Consider the following 14,713-nt stretch of genomic DNA (forward strand, 5'->3'; position numbering starts at 1 on the left):
AGCCGTTGCCGGCCGGGCACATCTCGGGGTTCGCGGCCCTGGCCGGCCGGCTCGCCGACGCGGTCGGTGCGGTCGTGCTCGGCAAGGACGAGGTCGTGCGGCTCACGCTGACCGCGCTGTTCGCGCAGGGCCATGTGCTGCTCGAAGACGTGCCCGGTGTCGGCAAGACCACGTTGGCCCGGGCGTTGGCCTCGACCGTGCACGGCCAGTGGCGGCGCATCCAGTTCACGCCCGACCTGCTGCCCTCCGACGTCTCCGGCGTCACGATCTTCAACCAGGCGACCCGCGGCTTCGAGTTCCACCCCGGCCCGGTCTTCGCCAACATCGTCATCGCCGACGAGATCAACCGGGCGTCGCCGAAGACCCAGTCCGCGCTGCTCGAGGTGATGGAGGAGCGCACGGTCACGGTCGACGGCGTGCGGCACACCGTGCCCCGCCCGTTCCTGGTCGTCGCCACGCAGAACCCGGTCGAGATGGACGGCACCTACCGGTTGCCCGAGGCACAGCTCGACCGCTTCCTGATGAAACTGTCGGTCGGTTACCCGGACGAGGCCGTCGAGATCGAGGTCCTGCGCGGCGCCAACCTGCGCTCCCCCGACAACCTCGAGCCGGTCACCGACACCGCGACCGTCGGCGAGATGGTGCGGATGGCCCAGCAGGTGCACGTAGCCGACCCGCTCTACGCCTACGCGGTCCGGCTCGCCGCCGCGACCCGCACGCACCCCCAGGTCCGCGTCGGCGTCAGCCCGCGCGGCGTGATCGCGCTGACCCGGGCCGCGTGCGCTTACGCCCTGATCAACGGCAGGGGCTACGTCCTGCCGGAAGACCTCAAGGCGTTGCTCGGCCCGGTCTTCGCGCACCGCATCCTGCTCACGCCGGACGCCCAGCTCCGCGGCACCACGTCCGACGAGGTCCTGGCCGACGCCATGCGCACCGTCCCGGTCCCGCTACCGGGCGGCGGTGGCGGCACGACTCCGCCGCCGCCGGCCAACGGCCGGGCCTCCGCGCGCGTCGCACCGGCACCGCCGGCCACCACCGGCTACGCCGCACCGGCCCAGTCCAACGGGACGACGCACACCTCACGCCAGGCACAGCACACCCCAGCCCAGCACCACGGAGACGCGCACACTCCGGCTCAACCGCGCGGAGCGGCGCACACCGCGGCCCGGCTTCACGAGGGCGGGCCAGCCACGGCGCAGAGCGTTTCCAACGTGCGGGCCGCGGCTCGCGGCAGGTTGTTCGGGTTCGGCGGGCTGCGGCCGCTGCCCGGAAGCTGAGCCGTGCGGCCGACCGCCCGGGGTGTCGGGCTGGCCGTCGCCGGCGTCGCACTGGTCGGCGTCGGGTGGCGCTTCGGATACGCCGAGCTCGCCGCGCTCGGTGGTGCCGCGTTGGTCGCGATCGCGTTCGCCGTGGTGCACGCCGCGTGGCGGCCGCGACTCTCGGTTTCCCGGCAGGTCGAGCCCGACCGGGTCGGGCGCGGTGAGCCGGCCGGCGTGACCCTCACCGTCCGCAACAGCGCCCGCCTGCGTGCCGCGAACCTGCTCGCGCACGACCGGTGCGGCCCAGCCACCGTGCCCGTGCCGGTGCTGCGGCTGCGGCCCGGCCGGGACACCACAGTGGACTATCCGGTGCCGACCACCCGGCGCGGCGTGGTCACGGTGGGGCCACTGCGGGTCTCCCGCCGCGACCCGCTTGGGCTGGTCACCGCGGCCCGCTCGCACGGCGGCACCGGCACCGTCTGGGTGCATCCCCGGATCCACCCGCTGACCGCCGTGCCGGCCGGTGCGATGCGCAGCCTCGACGGCCGGGTCGACAGCGTCCCGCACGGCACGATCACGTTCGACTCGCTGCGGGAGTACGTCGTCGGCGACGAGCTACGCCGCGTCCACTGGCGCACGAGCGCGCGGATCGGCGAGCTGATGGTCCGCGAGCAGCTCGACACCAGCCTCCCCCAGCTCGTCGTCCTGCTGGACAACCGGGCCGCCGCGCACCCTGACCGCACCGGTGGGGAGGCGCCGACCTTCGAGGCGGCCTGCGAGGCGGCCGCCTCCGTGGTCACCGCCGCCGTGCGTGCGGACGTCGACGTCACCCTGCTGCTCGTCGCCGGGGACACCACGCCGGCCACCCGTCCGCTCGACCGGCTCGCCGAGGCCGCGCTGACCACGGGCGACCTCCAGGCAGCCACCGACCGGCTCCGTCAGCAGCGGGCCGGCGACACCGTGATCTTCCTGACCGGCACCGGGGCGCGCGGTGACCTCGGGCTGGTCGGCGCGCTGCGCGGCCCGTACGCGGCCATCGTCGCCGCCGTCTTCGGCGCGGGCACCACGCCGGCCGCCGTCGAGGGCATGGTCGTGCTCGACGCCGCCGACGGTGAGGCGTTCGCCGCCGCGTGGGACGGGGTGCGCGGATGGTGAGGTTCGCGCGGGCCGCCGTACCCCCGCTGGCCCTGATCGTCATGATCGCCGCCGCCGCGTTCGCGCTCGGCCGGATCTATGCGGGCACCGTCCTGATGCCGTTGGTCGCCGCCGCCGGGGCGGGTGCGGTGCTGATCTCCGTCGCGGCCCGCCGGGCGCCGTCGTGGCTGGTCGCGCCGATCTCCGTGGTCGGCATGGTGGGCTACACGCTGGGCGCGCTCTGGTGGTCCGCCGACCGCGCCGGACTGCCCGGCCCGCTGCGTGACCTCGCGGTCGAGGCCGCCCGCAACGGCATACCGAGGCTGCTCACCGCGATGATCCCGGTGGAGCCGACGCCCGACACCGTGATCGTGCCGGTGGTCGCCGCGTGGCTGGCCGGGCTCGCCGGCGCGGAGCTCGGCCTGCGCTGGGGACGGCTGCTCATCGGGTACGGCCCACCGGTGCTGCTGTTCGCCGGCGCCCTCTACGTCGTGGGGCCCAACGCCGCACCCGCCGTCGTACCCGTGCTGATGGTCGTCGTCGCCGGCGCGCTCGGGCTCGCGGTCACCGGCCGCCCGTCCGCACCGGACGCGGCGGCCCTGCCACGCCGGACCCAGGTGGCGCTGCGGGTGCGGGCCGCCGTGGCCGCCCTGGCCGCGATCGGCCTCGTCGCGGCCACCGCCCCGCTGGTGACCCGCCGGGTCGAGGCCACACCGGTCGACCCCCGGCAGTACGTGCAGCCGCCGCAGGTCGACAGCCTCGACGAGAACCCGCTGATCCGCATCTCGGGCTGGGCGCTCAACCCCGAGCAGAAGCTGTTCGACCTGAGCAGCGACCGCGCCGAACCGACCCGGATCCGGCTGGCGGTGCTCTCCGACTACGACGGGATCACCTGGCGGGTCGGCGCCGTCTACCGGGGCGCGGGCCGGGTGCTCCCCGCTCCGGCGACGCTCCCGGGCAACGCGGTGGCGCCCGTGACGCAGCGGATCGAGATCGGCGACCTGTCCGGCCGGCTGCTGCCCGCGGTGCCGACACCGTCCCGAGTGGACGGTGTGCGGGTCGCGTACGACCCGTCGACCGGCACCATGATCGAGCCGGACGGGCTGCGGCCCGGGGTGGCGTACACCGTCTCGTCGTTGGCCGAACAGCCCGACCTCAACCTGCTGACCGCGGCCGAGGTGCCGTTCGGCGACGGGGTCGCGCGGATGCTGGCCCTCGGCGCGGGCGCGCCCGAGCCCATGCGCGAGCTGTCCGAGCGGATCGCGTCGGACGCCGGCGGCAGCGCCTACCAGCGTGCGCTGGGCATCGAGGACTACCTCGCGACCCACTACAAGGTGATCGCCGACGCGCCCAGCGGCCACGCCTACCCCAACCTGGGGTTCTTCCTGTTCGGCCCGGCCAACGGCGGCGGGCAGCAGGGCACCTCGGAGCAGTTCGCGGCGTCGTACGCGGTGCTGGCCCGGATGATGGGCCTGCCCACCCGGGTCGTCGTCGGCTTCCGCAGCGCCACCGGCAGCGGCCCGGTACGCGGCGCGGACGCCCAGGCGTGGCCCGAGGTCTACTTCACCGACGTCGGCTGGGTGGCGTTCGACCCGATGCCCAAGCCCGACACCGTGCCGGAGCCGCCGGAGCGGGAGCCGCCCAAGCCCGAGCCGCCGACACCGCCACCGTCCGAGGCGCCGCTGCCCACCCTGGACCCGACGGTCTCGCCGACCGCCGCCCCGATCGTGGCGGCCGCGCCCGATGGTTCCGGCGTGGCACCCGTGTACGCGATCGGCGGCGGCAGCCTGCTGCTGCTCGTGGTCGCGGCGTGGTGCGCGCTGGTCGTGATGCGCCGCGGACTCAGCCTGCGACGGCTGGCGACCGGCACCCCGGCCGACCGGGTGGCCGGCGCCTGGCTGGAGGTCCGCGACGCCCTGCGGCTGGCCGGCACACCGGCCGCGACGCACCTTTCGGCCACGGAGCTGGCCGCCCACGCGGCGGCCGCCGTTTCCGTGCGCCAGGCGGCGCCGGAAGCACCATCCGCGCCACAGGCATCGCCGGCGACGACCGGCACAGGGACCGGGGCCGGAAAGCGGCCCGCGACGGACGCGCCATCCTCGACCGGAGGGCGGGCGACCGACGCACGGACCGAGACCGGGGGGCGGGCCGCGACGGGCGCGCCGTCCTCGACCGAAGGGCGGACCGGGACCGACGCACGGACCGGGACAGTTGGGCGGACCGGGACCGACGCACGGACCGGGGCCGGAGGGCCGGCCGCGACGGATGCGCGGTCCTCGACCGGTGGGTGGGCGGCGAGCGACGCGCTGGCCACGGCCGACACCCCTGCCACGACCGGTGGAACCGCCCCCGCATCCGGGGCGATCGCCCCGCTTCCCGAGCTCACGACGCTGGTCGGCCTGGTCAACCGGGACGCCTTCGCGCCTGGGCGCACGGGCGACGCGGAGGCCGCGGAAGCGGGTGAGGCCGCCCGCGCCTACACAGCCCGGCTCCGGGCGGCCCAGTCCCGCTGGCGGCGGCTGGTCTGGCCCGCCCATCCCGGTCCCCTGCGCTGGCGGCGAAAGCACCACACGGACCCGCGCTGACCCGTCGGCCGCAACCGTCCGCTTCGGCGCTGCTCACGCACCGCATCGGGGGCGGGGTTGGGCGGGCGGGCCGCCCGCGCTGCGGGTAGCTTGGCCAACGAGGACCGCACGACCCGCAAGGAGAACACCATGCCCGCGCCGTCGAACGGTTTCGATCCCAAACGCACCGCGCTGCTCGTGATGGACTTCCAGAGCGGCATCGTCGGGCGGCTCGACGAACCCGACGAGCTGATCGGGCGGGTCCGCGACGCGATCGCCGACGTGCGCGCGCACGAGGGCGTCATCGGGTACGTGCGGGTCGCGTTCACCGACGACGACTACGCCACCGTGCCGGCCACCAACGTCACCTTCTCCGCCGCGGCGGAGAGCCGCGCCATGGGCGACGACGACCCCAGCACCGCGATCGTCGACGCGCTCGCGCCGCAGCAGGGCGACATCGTCGTCCGCAAGGTGCGCATCGGCGCGATGTCGACCACCGACCTCGACCAGCGGCTGCGGGCCCGTGGCGTCAACACCGTGGTGCTCGCCGGCGTCAGCACCAGCGGCGTGGTGCTCTCCACGGTCATCGACGCGGCCGACCGCGACTACCGCGTCTACGTCCTCTCCGACGGCGTCGCCGACTTCGACACCGACGTGCACGACCTGCTGCTCAACAAGGTCTTCGGCCGGCGCGCGACCGTCATCGACAGCGCCGAGCTGCACAACATGCTGGCGAAGGCGTAGGCCTAGGCCGCCACGGGGTTTCGAAGGCCCGGATGATCCGGCGGTAGCGCGCGGCGGACCACCCACCAGCTCACCGCTACGCAGGCCGCGACCAGGGGCCAGGTCAGGGCGACCCGGACCGCGGTCAGTGCCAGCACCCGGTCGGCCGCCCACAGCGGCAGGAACACCGCCACCCGCACCACGTACTGCATGACCCAGACGACGCTGCCCCAGCCGTACGCGCGGACCAGCGCCGGGTCGCGGCGCCAGCGGGTCTTCTGGCCGAGGGCCACGCCGACCACCACACCCAGCAGCGGCCAGCGGATGGCGATGCTGACCAGCCAGGCCAGTGCGCTCGCCGCGTTGGTCAGCAACTGGAGCAGGAAGAAGTCGGCGGCCCGGCCCGTACGCAGGACGATCAAGGCGGCCAGGCACACGCCGAACAGGCTGATCACGATGGCCATCGGGCGGTCGCCCCGGGAGAGGCGCCACACCGCGACCACGGTGCCGACGACGAGTGCCGCGACCACTCCGCCCAAGATTGAGCCGGCCGTCGCAGCCCAGCCGACGCCGAACGCGAGCGGCGGCAGCGACGCCTCGATCGCGCCGCGGCGGCCCCCGAGCAGGTCGTGCAGCGACTCCTCGGCCATCGAACCTCCCGAACTCGCGGTTAGGTTACCCTAAGCGCCGGCTTCGATGAGAAATTCCACAGGCGACCTGGGCGCCCGCAACCGGTAGGTTCTTCAGACGTGAGCCACCGTTGGGGAATGACGGTCCCGTTCGCCGGAGTGCCGTTGGCCGACCACGGTCGGCTCTACGCCTTGTTGCACGATGCCGGCTTCACCGACCTGTGGACGTCCGAGGTCGCCGGCACCGACGCCTTCACACCGTTGACGATCGGCGCGATCACCACGCCGAAGATGCGGCTCGGCACCGCGGTCGCGCCGGTCTTCACCCGCGGGCCCGGCCTGCTGGCGATGACCGCCGCGTCGCTGGCCGAGACCGCGCCGGGCCGGTTCGTGCTCGGCATCGGCGCCTCCTCGCCCGTCGTCGTCGGCGACTGGAACGCGGTGCCGTTCACCGAGCCGTTCAAGCGCAGCCGCGACATGCTCCGCTTCCTGCGCCCCGCGCTGGCCGGCGAGACGGTCGACCAGGAGTTCGACACGTTCGCCGTGCGGCGGTTCCGCCTCGAACGCCCGCCGGCCACGCCACCGCCGATCCTGCTCGCGGCCCTGCGCCCGGCGATGCTGCGGCTGGCCGCGGCCGAGGCCGACGGCACGATCCTCAACTGGCTCGCCGCCACCGACGTGCCGAAGGTGGTCAAGACCCTCGGTGACACGCCCGCCGGGTTCGAGATCGCCGCCCGCATCTTCATGTGCCCGACCGACGATGCCGACCACGCCCGCGCCGTCGGCCGACGGATGATCACGAGCTACCTGACCGTTCCCGCGTACGCGGAGTTCCATCGCTGGCTCGGCAACAGCGACCTGCTCGACCCGGTCTGGTCGGCGTGGCAGGCCGGCGACCGCCGCGGCGCGCTGGCCGCCGTGCCCGACGAGCTCGTCGACGCACTGGTCATCCACGGCACACCGCACCAGTGCAAAGAGCAGATCATGCGGTACGTCGAAGCCGGCGTCACCACCCCCGTCATGGCACCGCTGCCCACGCCCGAGCTCACCGCGGGCGGCGTCGAGGCGTTGTACACGTTGATCGGCGAGTTGTCCGCACCGTCCAGTGTGGAGAAAGGCTGACCCTGATGGAGCTAGCTGGCAAGGTCGTCGTGATCACGGGCGCGGCCGGCGGCATCGGCTCCGCGCTGGCCCGCCGGTTCGCCGACGAGGGCGTCGCCGGGATGGTGCTGGCCGACCTCGACGCCGACGCCGCCGAGGCACTGGCCACCTCCATCAACCGCGGCCTCACCCGCGCGGTCGGTTGCGACGTGACCGACCCCGCGCAGGTCGCCGCCCTGGTCGAGGTCGCGCAGGAGTCGTTCGGCCCGGTCGACCTGTTCTGCTCCAACGCCGGCATCACCACGGGTACGGGCCTGGACACCACCGACGAGTCCTGGGACCGCGCGTGGTCGGTCAACGTGCACGCGCACGTGGTCGCGGCCCGCGCGGTGCTGCCGTCCATGCTGGACCGCGGCGCCGGCTACCTGCTCCAGACCTGCTCCGCGGCGGGCCTGCTGACCGCGGTGGGCGACGCACCGTACGCGGTGACCAAGCACGCCGCGGTCGCCTTCGCCGAGTGGCTGTCGATGACCTACGGCGACCGCGGCATCGGGGTGAGCGCGCTGTGCCCGCAGGGCGTCCGCACCCCGATGCTCGAGGCGGGCCTGGCCCGCGGCCACGCCGGCGCGCACGTGACTGCGCTGTCGGGCGAGGTGCTGACGCCGGAACAGGTCGCCGACGCCGTGGTCGAGGGCCTCGCGGCCGAGCGTTTCCTGATCCTGCCGCACCCGGAGGTGGCGACCTACCAGCAGCGCAAGGCCGAGAACCCGGACCGCTGGCTCGCCTCGATGCGCAAGCTCATCAGCCGCGTCGGCTCCACCGCCTGACCGGCCGCCCACGCACCCGCCCCACCTCGGGGCGCTCGTCCGCAGGCGAGCCCTGGCCGTTCGGCTGCTCATCCGCGCCCACCGTGGTCCTTGTCGAGGACCCGCCCGCAGCAATCGTCCCGGGCTCGGCAGGGGCAGTGGCCGCCTGGCCGTCCGCGGCATTCGCCGCAGGCCCGGTGGCGGCATCTGCCCCGGGCTCGCCAGGGGCAATCGCCGCCGGCCGGCCGTTGCTGTTCGCGCCTTCTTCGATCGCGACCGGGCCTGCCGCGGTGGTGGGCGTCGGGTCGTCGTGGATGTAGACGCCGCCGCGGAACAGTGACACCACCGCTCCGGCCGCGGCCAATGCCGCCGCCAGCAGGAACACCACGATCAGGCCGTCGTGGAACGGGCCGCTGAGCAGGCCCGGCAGGAACGTGCGGCCGGTCAGGTGGTCGAGCGTCGCGGGTGGCACCTGGCCCGTGACGCCGGCCTGGTCGAGCAGCGTGCCGATCGGGTTCGTGCCCAGGAACGCGGCGAACATCAGCGAGACCGGCGGCACCGCTACCACCGACGAGACCGCGTCCGGCGGCAGGCCCTGCGCGGCCAGGCCGTCGTGCAGCGCGCTCGGCAGTGACGACGACAGCCCGGCGATCAGCAGTGAGAAGAACACCCCGATGGAGAGCACCATGCCGGCGTTCTGGAACGTCGCCCGAATGCCGGAGGCCACACCCCGCTCCCCCGCCGGCACCGCGTTCATCACGGCGGTCGTGTTGGGCGCCGAGAACAGGCCCGAGCCGACGCCGTTGAGGAACAGGAGCACGGCGAAGCTGAGATAGCTGAAGTTCACCGGGATCAGCAGCAGGCCGACGAAGGTCGCCGCCATCACCACGAGCCCGCCGGTGGCGAGCAGCTTGGCGCCGTACCGGTCCGACAGGTAGCCGCTTACCGGTCCGGCCACGATGAAGCCGACGGTCAGCGGCACCAGATAGATGCCGGCCCACAGCGGGGTGTCCTCGAACGCGTACCCGTGCAGCGGCAGCCAGATCCCCTGCAACCAGATGATCAGCATGAACTGGAGCCCGCCGCGGGCGACCGCGTTGAGCAGGGCGGCCGCGTTGCCGGCCCAGAACGCCTGGATCTTGAACAGGCGCAGGTGGAACATGGGTTGGGCGACCCGGGTCTCGATGACGCAGAACGCGACCAGCAGCGCCGCGCCGACGATCAGGCCGCCGAAGACCATCGGGTTGGCCCAGCCCTCGACATGGTCCCGGTACGGCTGGATGCCGTACGTCAGCGCCGCCAGCAGCACCGTCAGCCCAACTGCGAGGGTCGCGTTGCCCCACCAGTCGATCCGTACGCCCGCCCGGCGGGTCACCGTCTCCCGCAGGTTCCGGTAGGCCCACACCGCACCGATGACCCCGACCAGCGCGCTGACCGCGAAGATCGACCGCCAGTGCCAGGCGGACAGCAGCCCGCCGAGGACCAGCCCGACGAAGCTGCCGGCCAGGCCGGCGACCTGGTTGACGCCGAGCGCGGTGCCGCGCTGCCGGGCCGGGAACGTGTCCGTGATGATCGCCGCCGAGTTCGCCATCAGCATCGCGCCGCCGACGCCCTGCACGATCCGCCACCCGATGAGCCAGAGGGCCGCGGTGCGCCCTGAACCCGGGGTGAGCAGGCAGGCCACCGACGCGAAAGCGAACACCGCGAACCCGGCGTTGTAGATCCGGACACGGCCGAAGATGTCGCCCAGCCGCCCCAGCGACACCACCAGCACGGCGGTCACCAGCAGGTAGCCCATCAGCATCCAGAGCAGGTAGCTGACGTTGCCGGGAGCGAGCGGGTCGAGGTGGATGCCCCGGAAGATGGCCGGCAGGGAGATGATCAGGATCGACGCGTTGACCGTGGCCATCAGCATGCCGAGCGTCGTGTTCGACAGCACCGACCACTTGTGCGGGATCCGGCCACCGGACCGGGCCTGGATTGCCATGGCCGCCTCATTTCATTAGCTGTACTAAGCATATTCCTGAGACCGGCCGGCCGCCGCGTGAACTGGGTCGCAAATGGGGTACCTCACCCTCATGGGAGCACTCTCAGCCGTCAGCCGGGGCGCCGCGCGGGGCGTGGTCGCCGCGATGGCCATGTCCGGCCTGCGCCGGATGACCACCGCACTGAGCCTGGTCGAGGACACCCCACCCGAGGCGGTGCTGCGCAGCACGGTGCCCGGCGCCTTCGCCCGCGTGCCGGACCAGCACCGGCCCGTCGCGGTCGAGGCCATGCACTGGACCTACGGCGCGCTCGGCGGTGCCGCGTTCGGACTGCTCCCCCGCCGGGTCCGCCGACACCCACTGGCGGGCCCGATCTACGGCATCCTGGCCTGGACGGCCTTCGAGATCGGCATCGCGCCGGCGCTGGGGCTGCCCCAGGCCGACGGGCACAAGCCCGCGGAACAGGCCGCTCTGCTCGCCGACCATCTGCTCTACGGCGCCGTGGTAGCCGCTTCGCCCTGGCCACATCGGGACTAACTCGGACGAGAACGACTCGCCAGGTGGCCCCCCGCCAGCAAGCCAATGGCAACCTGGCCTTATCACAGCCACACGCATGTTGCAATCGGCAGTTGTCGCTATCTGTGCCATATTCACGTAAGTCTTGTCACGGGCAGTGTCGATCCCTACGCTCTGTGTGACGAAGCGCCCCTCGGAACCCCTCCGGAGGCGCCCACGGTCACCACCGCTGGGGAGGACCAATGACCGAGGAGACGAGCTCCAGCCACCAGGCCGACGCGAAGCTCCTGAACGCCAGCCTGGAAGTCGTCGCCGACCGGGCCGACGCGCTCATCGCGTCGTTCTACGACCGGCTCTTCACCGAGTACCCCGCCGTCCGGCCGATGTTCCCCGCGAGCATGGACGCGCAGCACGACAAGCTCCTGGGCGCGATCATCGCCCTCGTAACCAACTACGAGAACCCGGAAGCACTCCGCCCGACGCTGCTGGCACTCGGCGCCAAGCACGACGGCTGGGGAGTACAACCCGCGCACTACACGGCCGTAGCCGGCTGCCTGCTCGCAACCCTGCGCGAGTACGCCGGCGACGCCTTCACACCGGAAGTAGAAGGCGCCTGGGTACGTGCCTACACCTTCGCGGCCGGCACCATGATGCAGGGAGCCGCGGTAACCGCTGCCGAGACCCAAGCGGCCTGACCGCAAAGCACACAACGAAAGCCCGGGCCCAGCCCGGGCTTTCGTGCGCCCAAACACAGAACAAACCCCGAAGCCGCAACAACCGCCGCGGGGGTTCCCGGGGGCTCGGCCCCCGGGGCCAGCATGCGAAGCGCCCCTGTCCGCGTACTCCGCGGACAGGGGCGCTTCAAAGCTAAGGAGAGGCCGCCACGGGGGAAGCGGCCCCTCCGGCCAGAACGATACTCCGTCGTTCGCGCTATTGGTAGCTGGCTCGATCAACCATTCGGGAATAGATGACCGTAGTCCGCGTACGCCATCGCGACGTCCGCCTGTGCCCAGAACCTGTGGTAGGTGAACGTCGGCGCCGCACCACCGTCCAGGTAGGACTGCACCTTGGCCCAGTCCGGGTCCTGCTTGTAGAACGACCGGATATCGAGGAAGCTCTTGCCCGGCGCGATCGCGTCACCGTTGGGCATGTCACCGGTCCAACCCGGAGGCACGTACAGGCCCTGGCCCGTGCTGGAGCTGTAGACGTCGTCGAACCGCCGGTAGTCCTCGCGGGTCTCGGGCGTCCCGACACCGCGCGCGTCGCTGTTGGCGTACAACGCGTCGACCAGACCCTTGGCCCCGGTCTTCGCGGCGGCGTTCCCGGACTTCGCGGCGTAGTACATCAGCGTCCGCGCGTACGCGGCGGCGACGCCCACGTCGCGACCCTTCTTCGTCACCGTGACGTGCAGGCCGGTGTTGGTCGCGGGCGACGACGGGTTCCAGGTCGTCGGCGCGCCGCTCCAGGTCATGTCGGACGGGATCTCGAAGGACCCGCCGGTGCCGAGCGTGGTGTTCGCCAGGGCCCACGGCACCCACTTGTCGAGCAGCGCCTTGGCCTTCGCGTTGCCGGTCGCGTAGTACAGCTCGGCGATCCGGTGCATCGACCAGACCTGCATGCCGAACCACTGGTTCGACGGCGGGTCGTGGTAGACGGGGTCGACGTCGTAGAACATGCCGTAGAACGTCGGCGTGCCCGAGGGCGGCGTCCCGTACGAGCCGTCCCAACTGTTCGTCGCGCCGCCCGCGATGCCGCCCTCGGCCGACTGGAGCCACTGGTAGAACTCGAGCTGGCGGTCGAAGCTCTTCTGCCAGTCCGAGACCGCCGACGGTGAGCGCGGCTTGAGCTCGTTGACGTTGGTCAGCGCCCACGCCGCCATCGGGTTCTGGTAGCCGAAGTGGTTGTGGCTGGAACCGATCCGCCACGACCAGCCGGCGTTCGCGTCGGTCGCGCCGCCCCAGGCGTAGTACCAGGACATCAGGTAGTGCGCCGAGTCCTTTCCGGAGCCGGCCGCACACGTCGAGGCGCCGACGCAGTTGCCGATCTTCTTGAAGTACTTGTCGAACATCGCGTACCGCAGGTAGTCGCCCATCTTGGCCGCCTTGGCCACGGTGGCCGAGACGTCGGCCGCCCGACCCTGCGCGGTCGCCCAGGTCAGCGCCCAGTAGGCGGCCTCGATCGCCCGCGCGTCGGCGTCCGGCGCGTTGGTGTATTTCCACTGCTTCGCCGGCGCGTTGCTCTCCTTGATCGAGAGGTCCAGGAAGCCGGACGGCCCGCCGAAGTTGAACGTGTCGCAGGAGGGCTGCGGCACGGTCTCCCACACGGACTCCTGCGGACCCCGCTGGAACGTGTTGATGTACGCGGGCCGCGTGGTCCCGTCGCCGCACCGACCGAAGCCGTACGTGTTGTCGACGTCGAGCAGCCAGTGCATGCCGTAGATGTCACCGGTGCCGTAGGTCGACTGGAGCTCGGACCGCAGCGGGTCCTGCCCGACGGAGACGTTCGGCTGCAACGTCGACGGGTACTGGCTCGGCAGGTTGTATTCCGCGGCGTACTGCGGTGTGCCGTTGACGCCCGCCGTGATCTGGTCGTTGTGCGACGGGATGATGTAGCGCTCCATCACCGTCCAGGCGTTGTTGAACGGCGCCCAGTTCTGGGTCGCCCGCCCGTACTGCGCTTCGAGCCAGATCCAGAAGCTGAACGCCTCCGAGGTGGTCTCGTGGCCGTGGTCCGGCGCCTCGACGATCAAGGTCTCGATCGAGTGGTACGGGACGCCCTCCTGGCTGAAGTACCCGGAGTTCTTGATCTTCCCGTACTGCTCCAGGAACCGCTGGACGTAGGTGTTGCCCCCACCGCCGCCGTCGTTGTCGATCTCGGTGACGGCGATCGCGATCGGCGCGTACCCGCTGGCGGACGCGGTGATCGTGGCCGAGCCGCCGACGGTGTCGGAGTCCTCGGCCGCCGCGATGGTCACCGGCACGCCCGTGCTCCAGTTGGAGCTGGTCAGGGTGACGCTGGTCGGCGAGACCGAGACGTCCGTGTCACCGCTGCGGGCCAGCGCCACCGTGACCGACGAGGACGGCGCGGCGCTGAGCGTCAGCCGGGTCGACGAGGTGCCGCCCTCGGCGACGGAGACCGACGTCGGGTTGGCCCGCAGCACCGGCCCGGTCGCCGCGGTGACCGTGAAGCTCGCCTCGTCGGTCGCGGTCAGGTTCGCGTTGTCGTACGCCCGGGCCTGCACGGTGTACGAGCCGGCGGGCAGGTCCTCCAGCGTGTACCCGTACGGCGCGGTGGTGTCGGTGTTGACCAGCAGGCCGTTGCGGTAGAACTCGACCTTGCTGACGGTCCCGTCCGGGTCGCTCGCGGTCGCGGAGAGCGCGACGTCGGCGGGCGCCTCGAAGGGGCCGGAGGGCACGGTGAGGTCGACCGTCGGCGGCTGTTGCACGGGCGCGCCGCCGCAGGTCGTGCCGTTGACGGTGAAGGCGGTCGGTTTCGGGTTGCTGCCGCTCCAACTGCCGTTGAAGCCGATGCCGGTCGATCCACCGGTCGGCAGGTTGCCGTTCCACGGCATGCTGGTCGCGGTGACCTGATTGCCGCTCTGGCTCCAGGTGGCCGACCAGCCCTGGGTCACCCGTTGGCTGCCGGGGAAGGCGAAACCGAGGGTCCAGTTGGTGATCGGGTCACCGAGGTTGCGGATGGTGATGTTGGCGGTGAAGCCGCCGGGCCAGTCGTTGGTCGCGTAGACCACGTCGCAGGCGACGGCGGCCTGGGCCGGACCGGCCGGCACGGTGACCGCGGCGGCGACCAGGGTGCCCGCGGCGACCAGGGCCACGGCGCGTCTGAGCCTGAGTCTCATGGAAGCGTTGTCTCCTCGCGGAAGCAGGGATGAGCGGCGCGTCCTGCCCGGGACGCGTGCGCGAAGGTCGGCTCCCAACCCGCGATTAGATCGACAGTCTTACATGGGAGCGCTCCCGCAGGCAAGCGTGGCGAACCGCG

10 protein-coding genes and 1 pseudogene are annotated in these 14,713 nt (G+C 72.4%); 8 read left to right on the forward strand and 3 right to left on the reverse strand.

The window, feature by feature from the left end:
* Positions 1-5: 5 nt before the first annotated feature.
* The 4 genes and pseudogenes from BLV39_RS32350 to BLV39_RS32365 form a co-directional block, all read left to right on the forward strand.
* A pseudogene (locus BLV39_RS32350) lies at positions 6-959 on the forward strand (AAA family ATPase); the annotation flags it as partial.
* Between the two features lie 321 nt (positions 960-1,280).
* Positions 1,281-2,414, forward strand: a complete 1,134-nt coding sequence (locus BLV39_RS32355; RefSeq protein ID WP_090800405.1) for a DUF58 domain-containing protein — start codon at positions 1,281-1,283, stop codon at positions 2,412-2,414.
* On the forward strand, positions 2,408-4,978 hold the full coding sequence (locus BLV39_RS32360; protein ID WP_090800916.1) for a transglutaminaseTgpA domain-containing protein: 2,571 nt from the start codon (positions 2,408-2,410) through the stop codon (positions 4,976-4,978). The genes BLV39_RS32355 and BLV39_RS32360 overlap by 7 nt, the downstream gene beginning before the upstream one ends.
* Before the next feature lie 129 nt (positions 4,979-5,107).
* A complete protein-coding gene (locus BLV39_RS32365; RefSeq protein ID WP_090800918.1) occupies positions 5,108-5,701 on the forward strand; it encodes a cysteine hydrolase family protein in 594 nt (197 codons plus the stop codon).
* 2 nt (positions 5,702-5,703) lie between these two features.
* On the opposite strand, the gene BLV39_RS32370 is transcribed toward BLV39_RS32365, so the two are convergent.
* Entirely contained in the window at positions 5,704-6,330 is a 627-nt protein-coding gene (locus BLV39_RS32370; RefSeq protein ID WP_090800406.1) for a DUF3159 domain-containing protein, read from the reverse strand.
* 117 nt (positions 6,331-6,447) lie between these two features.
* On the opposite strand from BLV39_RS32370, the gene BLV39_RS32375 reads away from it, so the two are divergent.
* The gene (locus BLV39_RS32375; RefSeq protein WP_090800407.1) at positions 6,448-7,431 is read left to right on the forward strand and encodes an LLM class F420-dependent oxidoreductase; all 984 of its coding nucleotides are present in this window, start codon (positions 6,448-6,450) and stop codon (positions 7,429-7,431) included.
* A gap of 5 nt (positions 7,432-7,436) precedes the next feature.
* On the forward strand, positions 7,437-8,237 hold the full coding sequence (locus BLV39_RS32380; protein WP_090800408.1) for an SDR family oxidoreductase: 801 nt from the start codon (positions 7,437-7,439) through the stop codon (positions 8,235-8,237).
* On the opposite strand, the gene BLV39_RS32385 is transcribed toward BLV39_RS32380, so the two are convergent.
* Positions 8,212-10,203: an MFS transporter gene (locus BLV39_RS32385; protein WP_090800409.1), complete on the reverse strand. Its 1,992-nt coding sequence runs from the start codon at positions 10,201-10,203 to the stop codon at positions 8,212-8,214. The two genes, BLV39_RS32380 and BLV39_RS32385, sit on opposite strands and share 26 nt — an antisense overlap.
* Positions 10,204-10,294: 91 nt before the next feature.
* Here BLV39_RS32385 and BLV39_RS32390 point away from each other — a divergent pair, with 91 nt between their 5' ends.
* A complete protein-coding gene (locus BLV39_RS32390) occupies positions 10,295-10,738 on the forward strand; it encodes a hypothetical protein (RefSeq protein WP_204082883.1) in 444 nt (147 codons plus the stop codon).
* A gap of 221 nt (positions 10,739-10,959) precedes the next feature.
* Positions 10,960-11,412, forward strand: a complete 453-nt coding sequence (locus BLV39_RS32395; RefSeq protein ID WP_090800410.1) for a globin domain-containing protein — start codon at positions 10,960-10,962, stop codon at positions 11,410-11,412.
* Positions 11,413-11,666: 254 nt separating this feature from the next.
* On the opposite strand, the gene BLV39_RS32400 is transcribed toward BLV39_RS32395, so the two are convergent.
* A complete protein-coding gene (locus BLV39_RS32400; RefSeq protein ID WP_090800411.1) occupies positions 11,667-14,573 on the reverse strand; it encodes a glycoside hydrolase family 48 protein in 2,907 nt (968 codons plus the stop codon).
* Between the last annotated feature and the right edge of the window lie 140 nt (positions 14,574-14,713).

It is taken from the genome of Asanoa ishikariensis, assembly GCF_900107455.1.
Taxonomy (GTDB): Bacteria; Actinomycetota; Actinomycetes; order Mycobacteriales; family Micromonosporaceae; genus Asanoa; species Asanoa ishikariensis.

What these genes read in the sequence shown, in the direction of transcription:
- BLV39_RS32360 (WP_090800916.1), top strand. Translation starts at nt 2,408, where the DNA reads ATGGTGAGGTTCGCGCGGGCCGCCGTACCCCCGCTGGCCCTGATCGTC.
- BLV39_RS32365 (WP_090800918.1), top strand. Translation starts at nt 5,108, where the DNA reads ATGCCCGCGCCGTCGAACGGTTTCGATCCCAAACGCACCGCGCTGCTC.
- BLV39_RS32370 (WP_090800406.1), bottom strand. Translation starts at nt 6,330, where the DNA reads ATGGCCGAGGAGTCGCTGCACGACCTGCTCGGGGGCCGCCGCGGCGCG.
- BLV39_RS32375 (WP_090800407.1), top strand. Translation starts at nt 6,448, where the DNA reads ATGACGGTCCCGTTCGCCGGAGTGCCGTTGGCCGACCACGGTCGGCTC.
- BLV39_RS32380 (WP_090800408.1), top strand. Translation starts at nt 7,437, where the DNA reads ATGGAGCTAGCTGGCAAGGTCGTCGTGATCACGGGCGCGGCCGGCGGC.
- BLV39_RS32385 (WP_090800409.1), bottom strand. Translation starts at nt 10,203, where the DNA reads ATGGCAATCCAGGCCCGGTCCGGTGGCCGGATCCCGCACAAGTGGTCG.
- BLV39_RS32390 (WP_204082883.1), top strand. Translation starts at nt 10,295, where the DNA reads ATGGGAGCACTCTCAGCCGTCAGCCGGGGCGCCGCGCGGGGCGTGGTC.
- BLV39_RS32395 (WP_090800410.1), top strand. Translation starts at nt 10,960, where the DNA reads ATGACCGAGGAGACGAGCTCCAGCCACCAGGCCGACGCGAAGCTCCTG.
- BLV39_RS32400 (WP_090800411.1), bottom strand. Translation starts at nt 14,573, where the DNA reads ATGAGACTCAGGCTCAGACGCGCCGTGGCCCTGGTCGCCGCGGGCACC.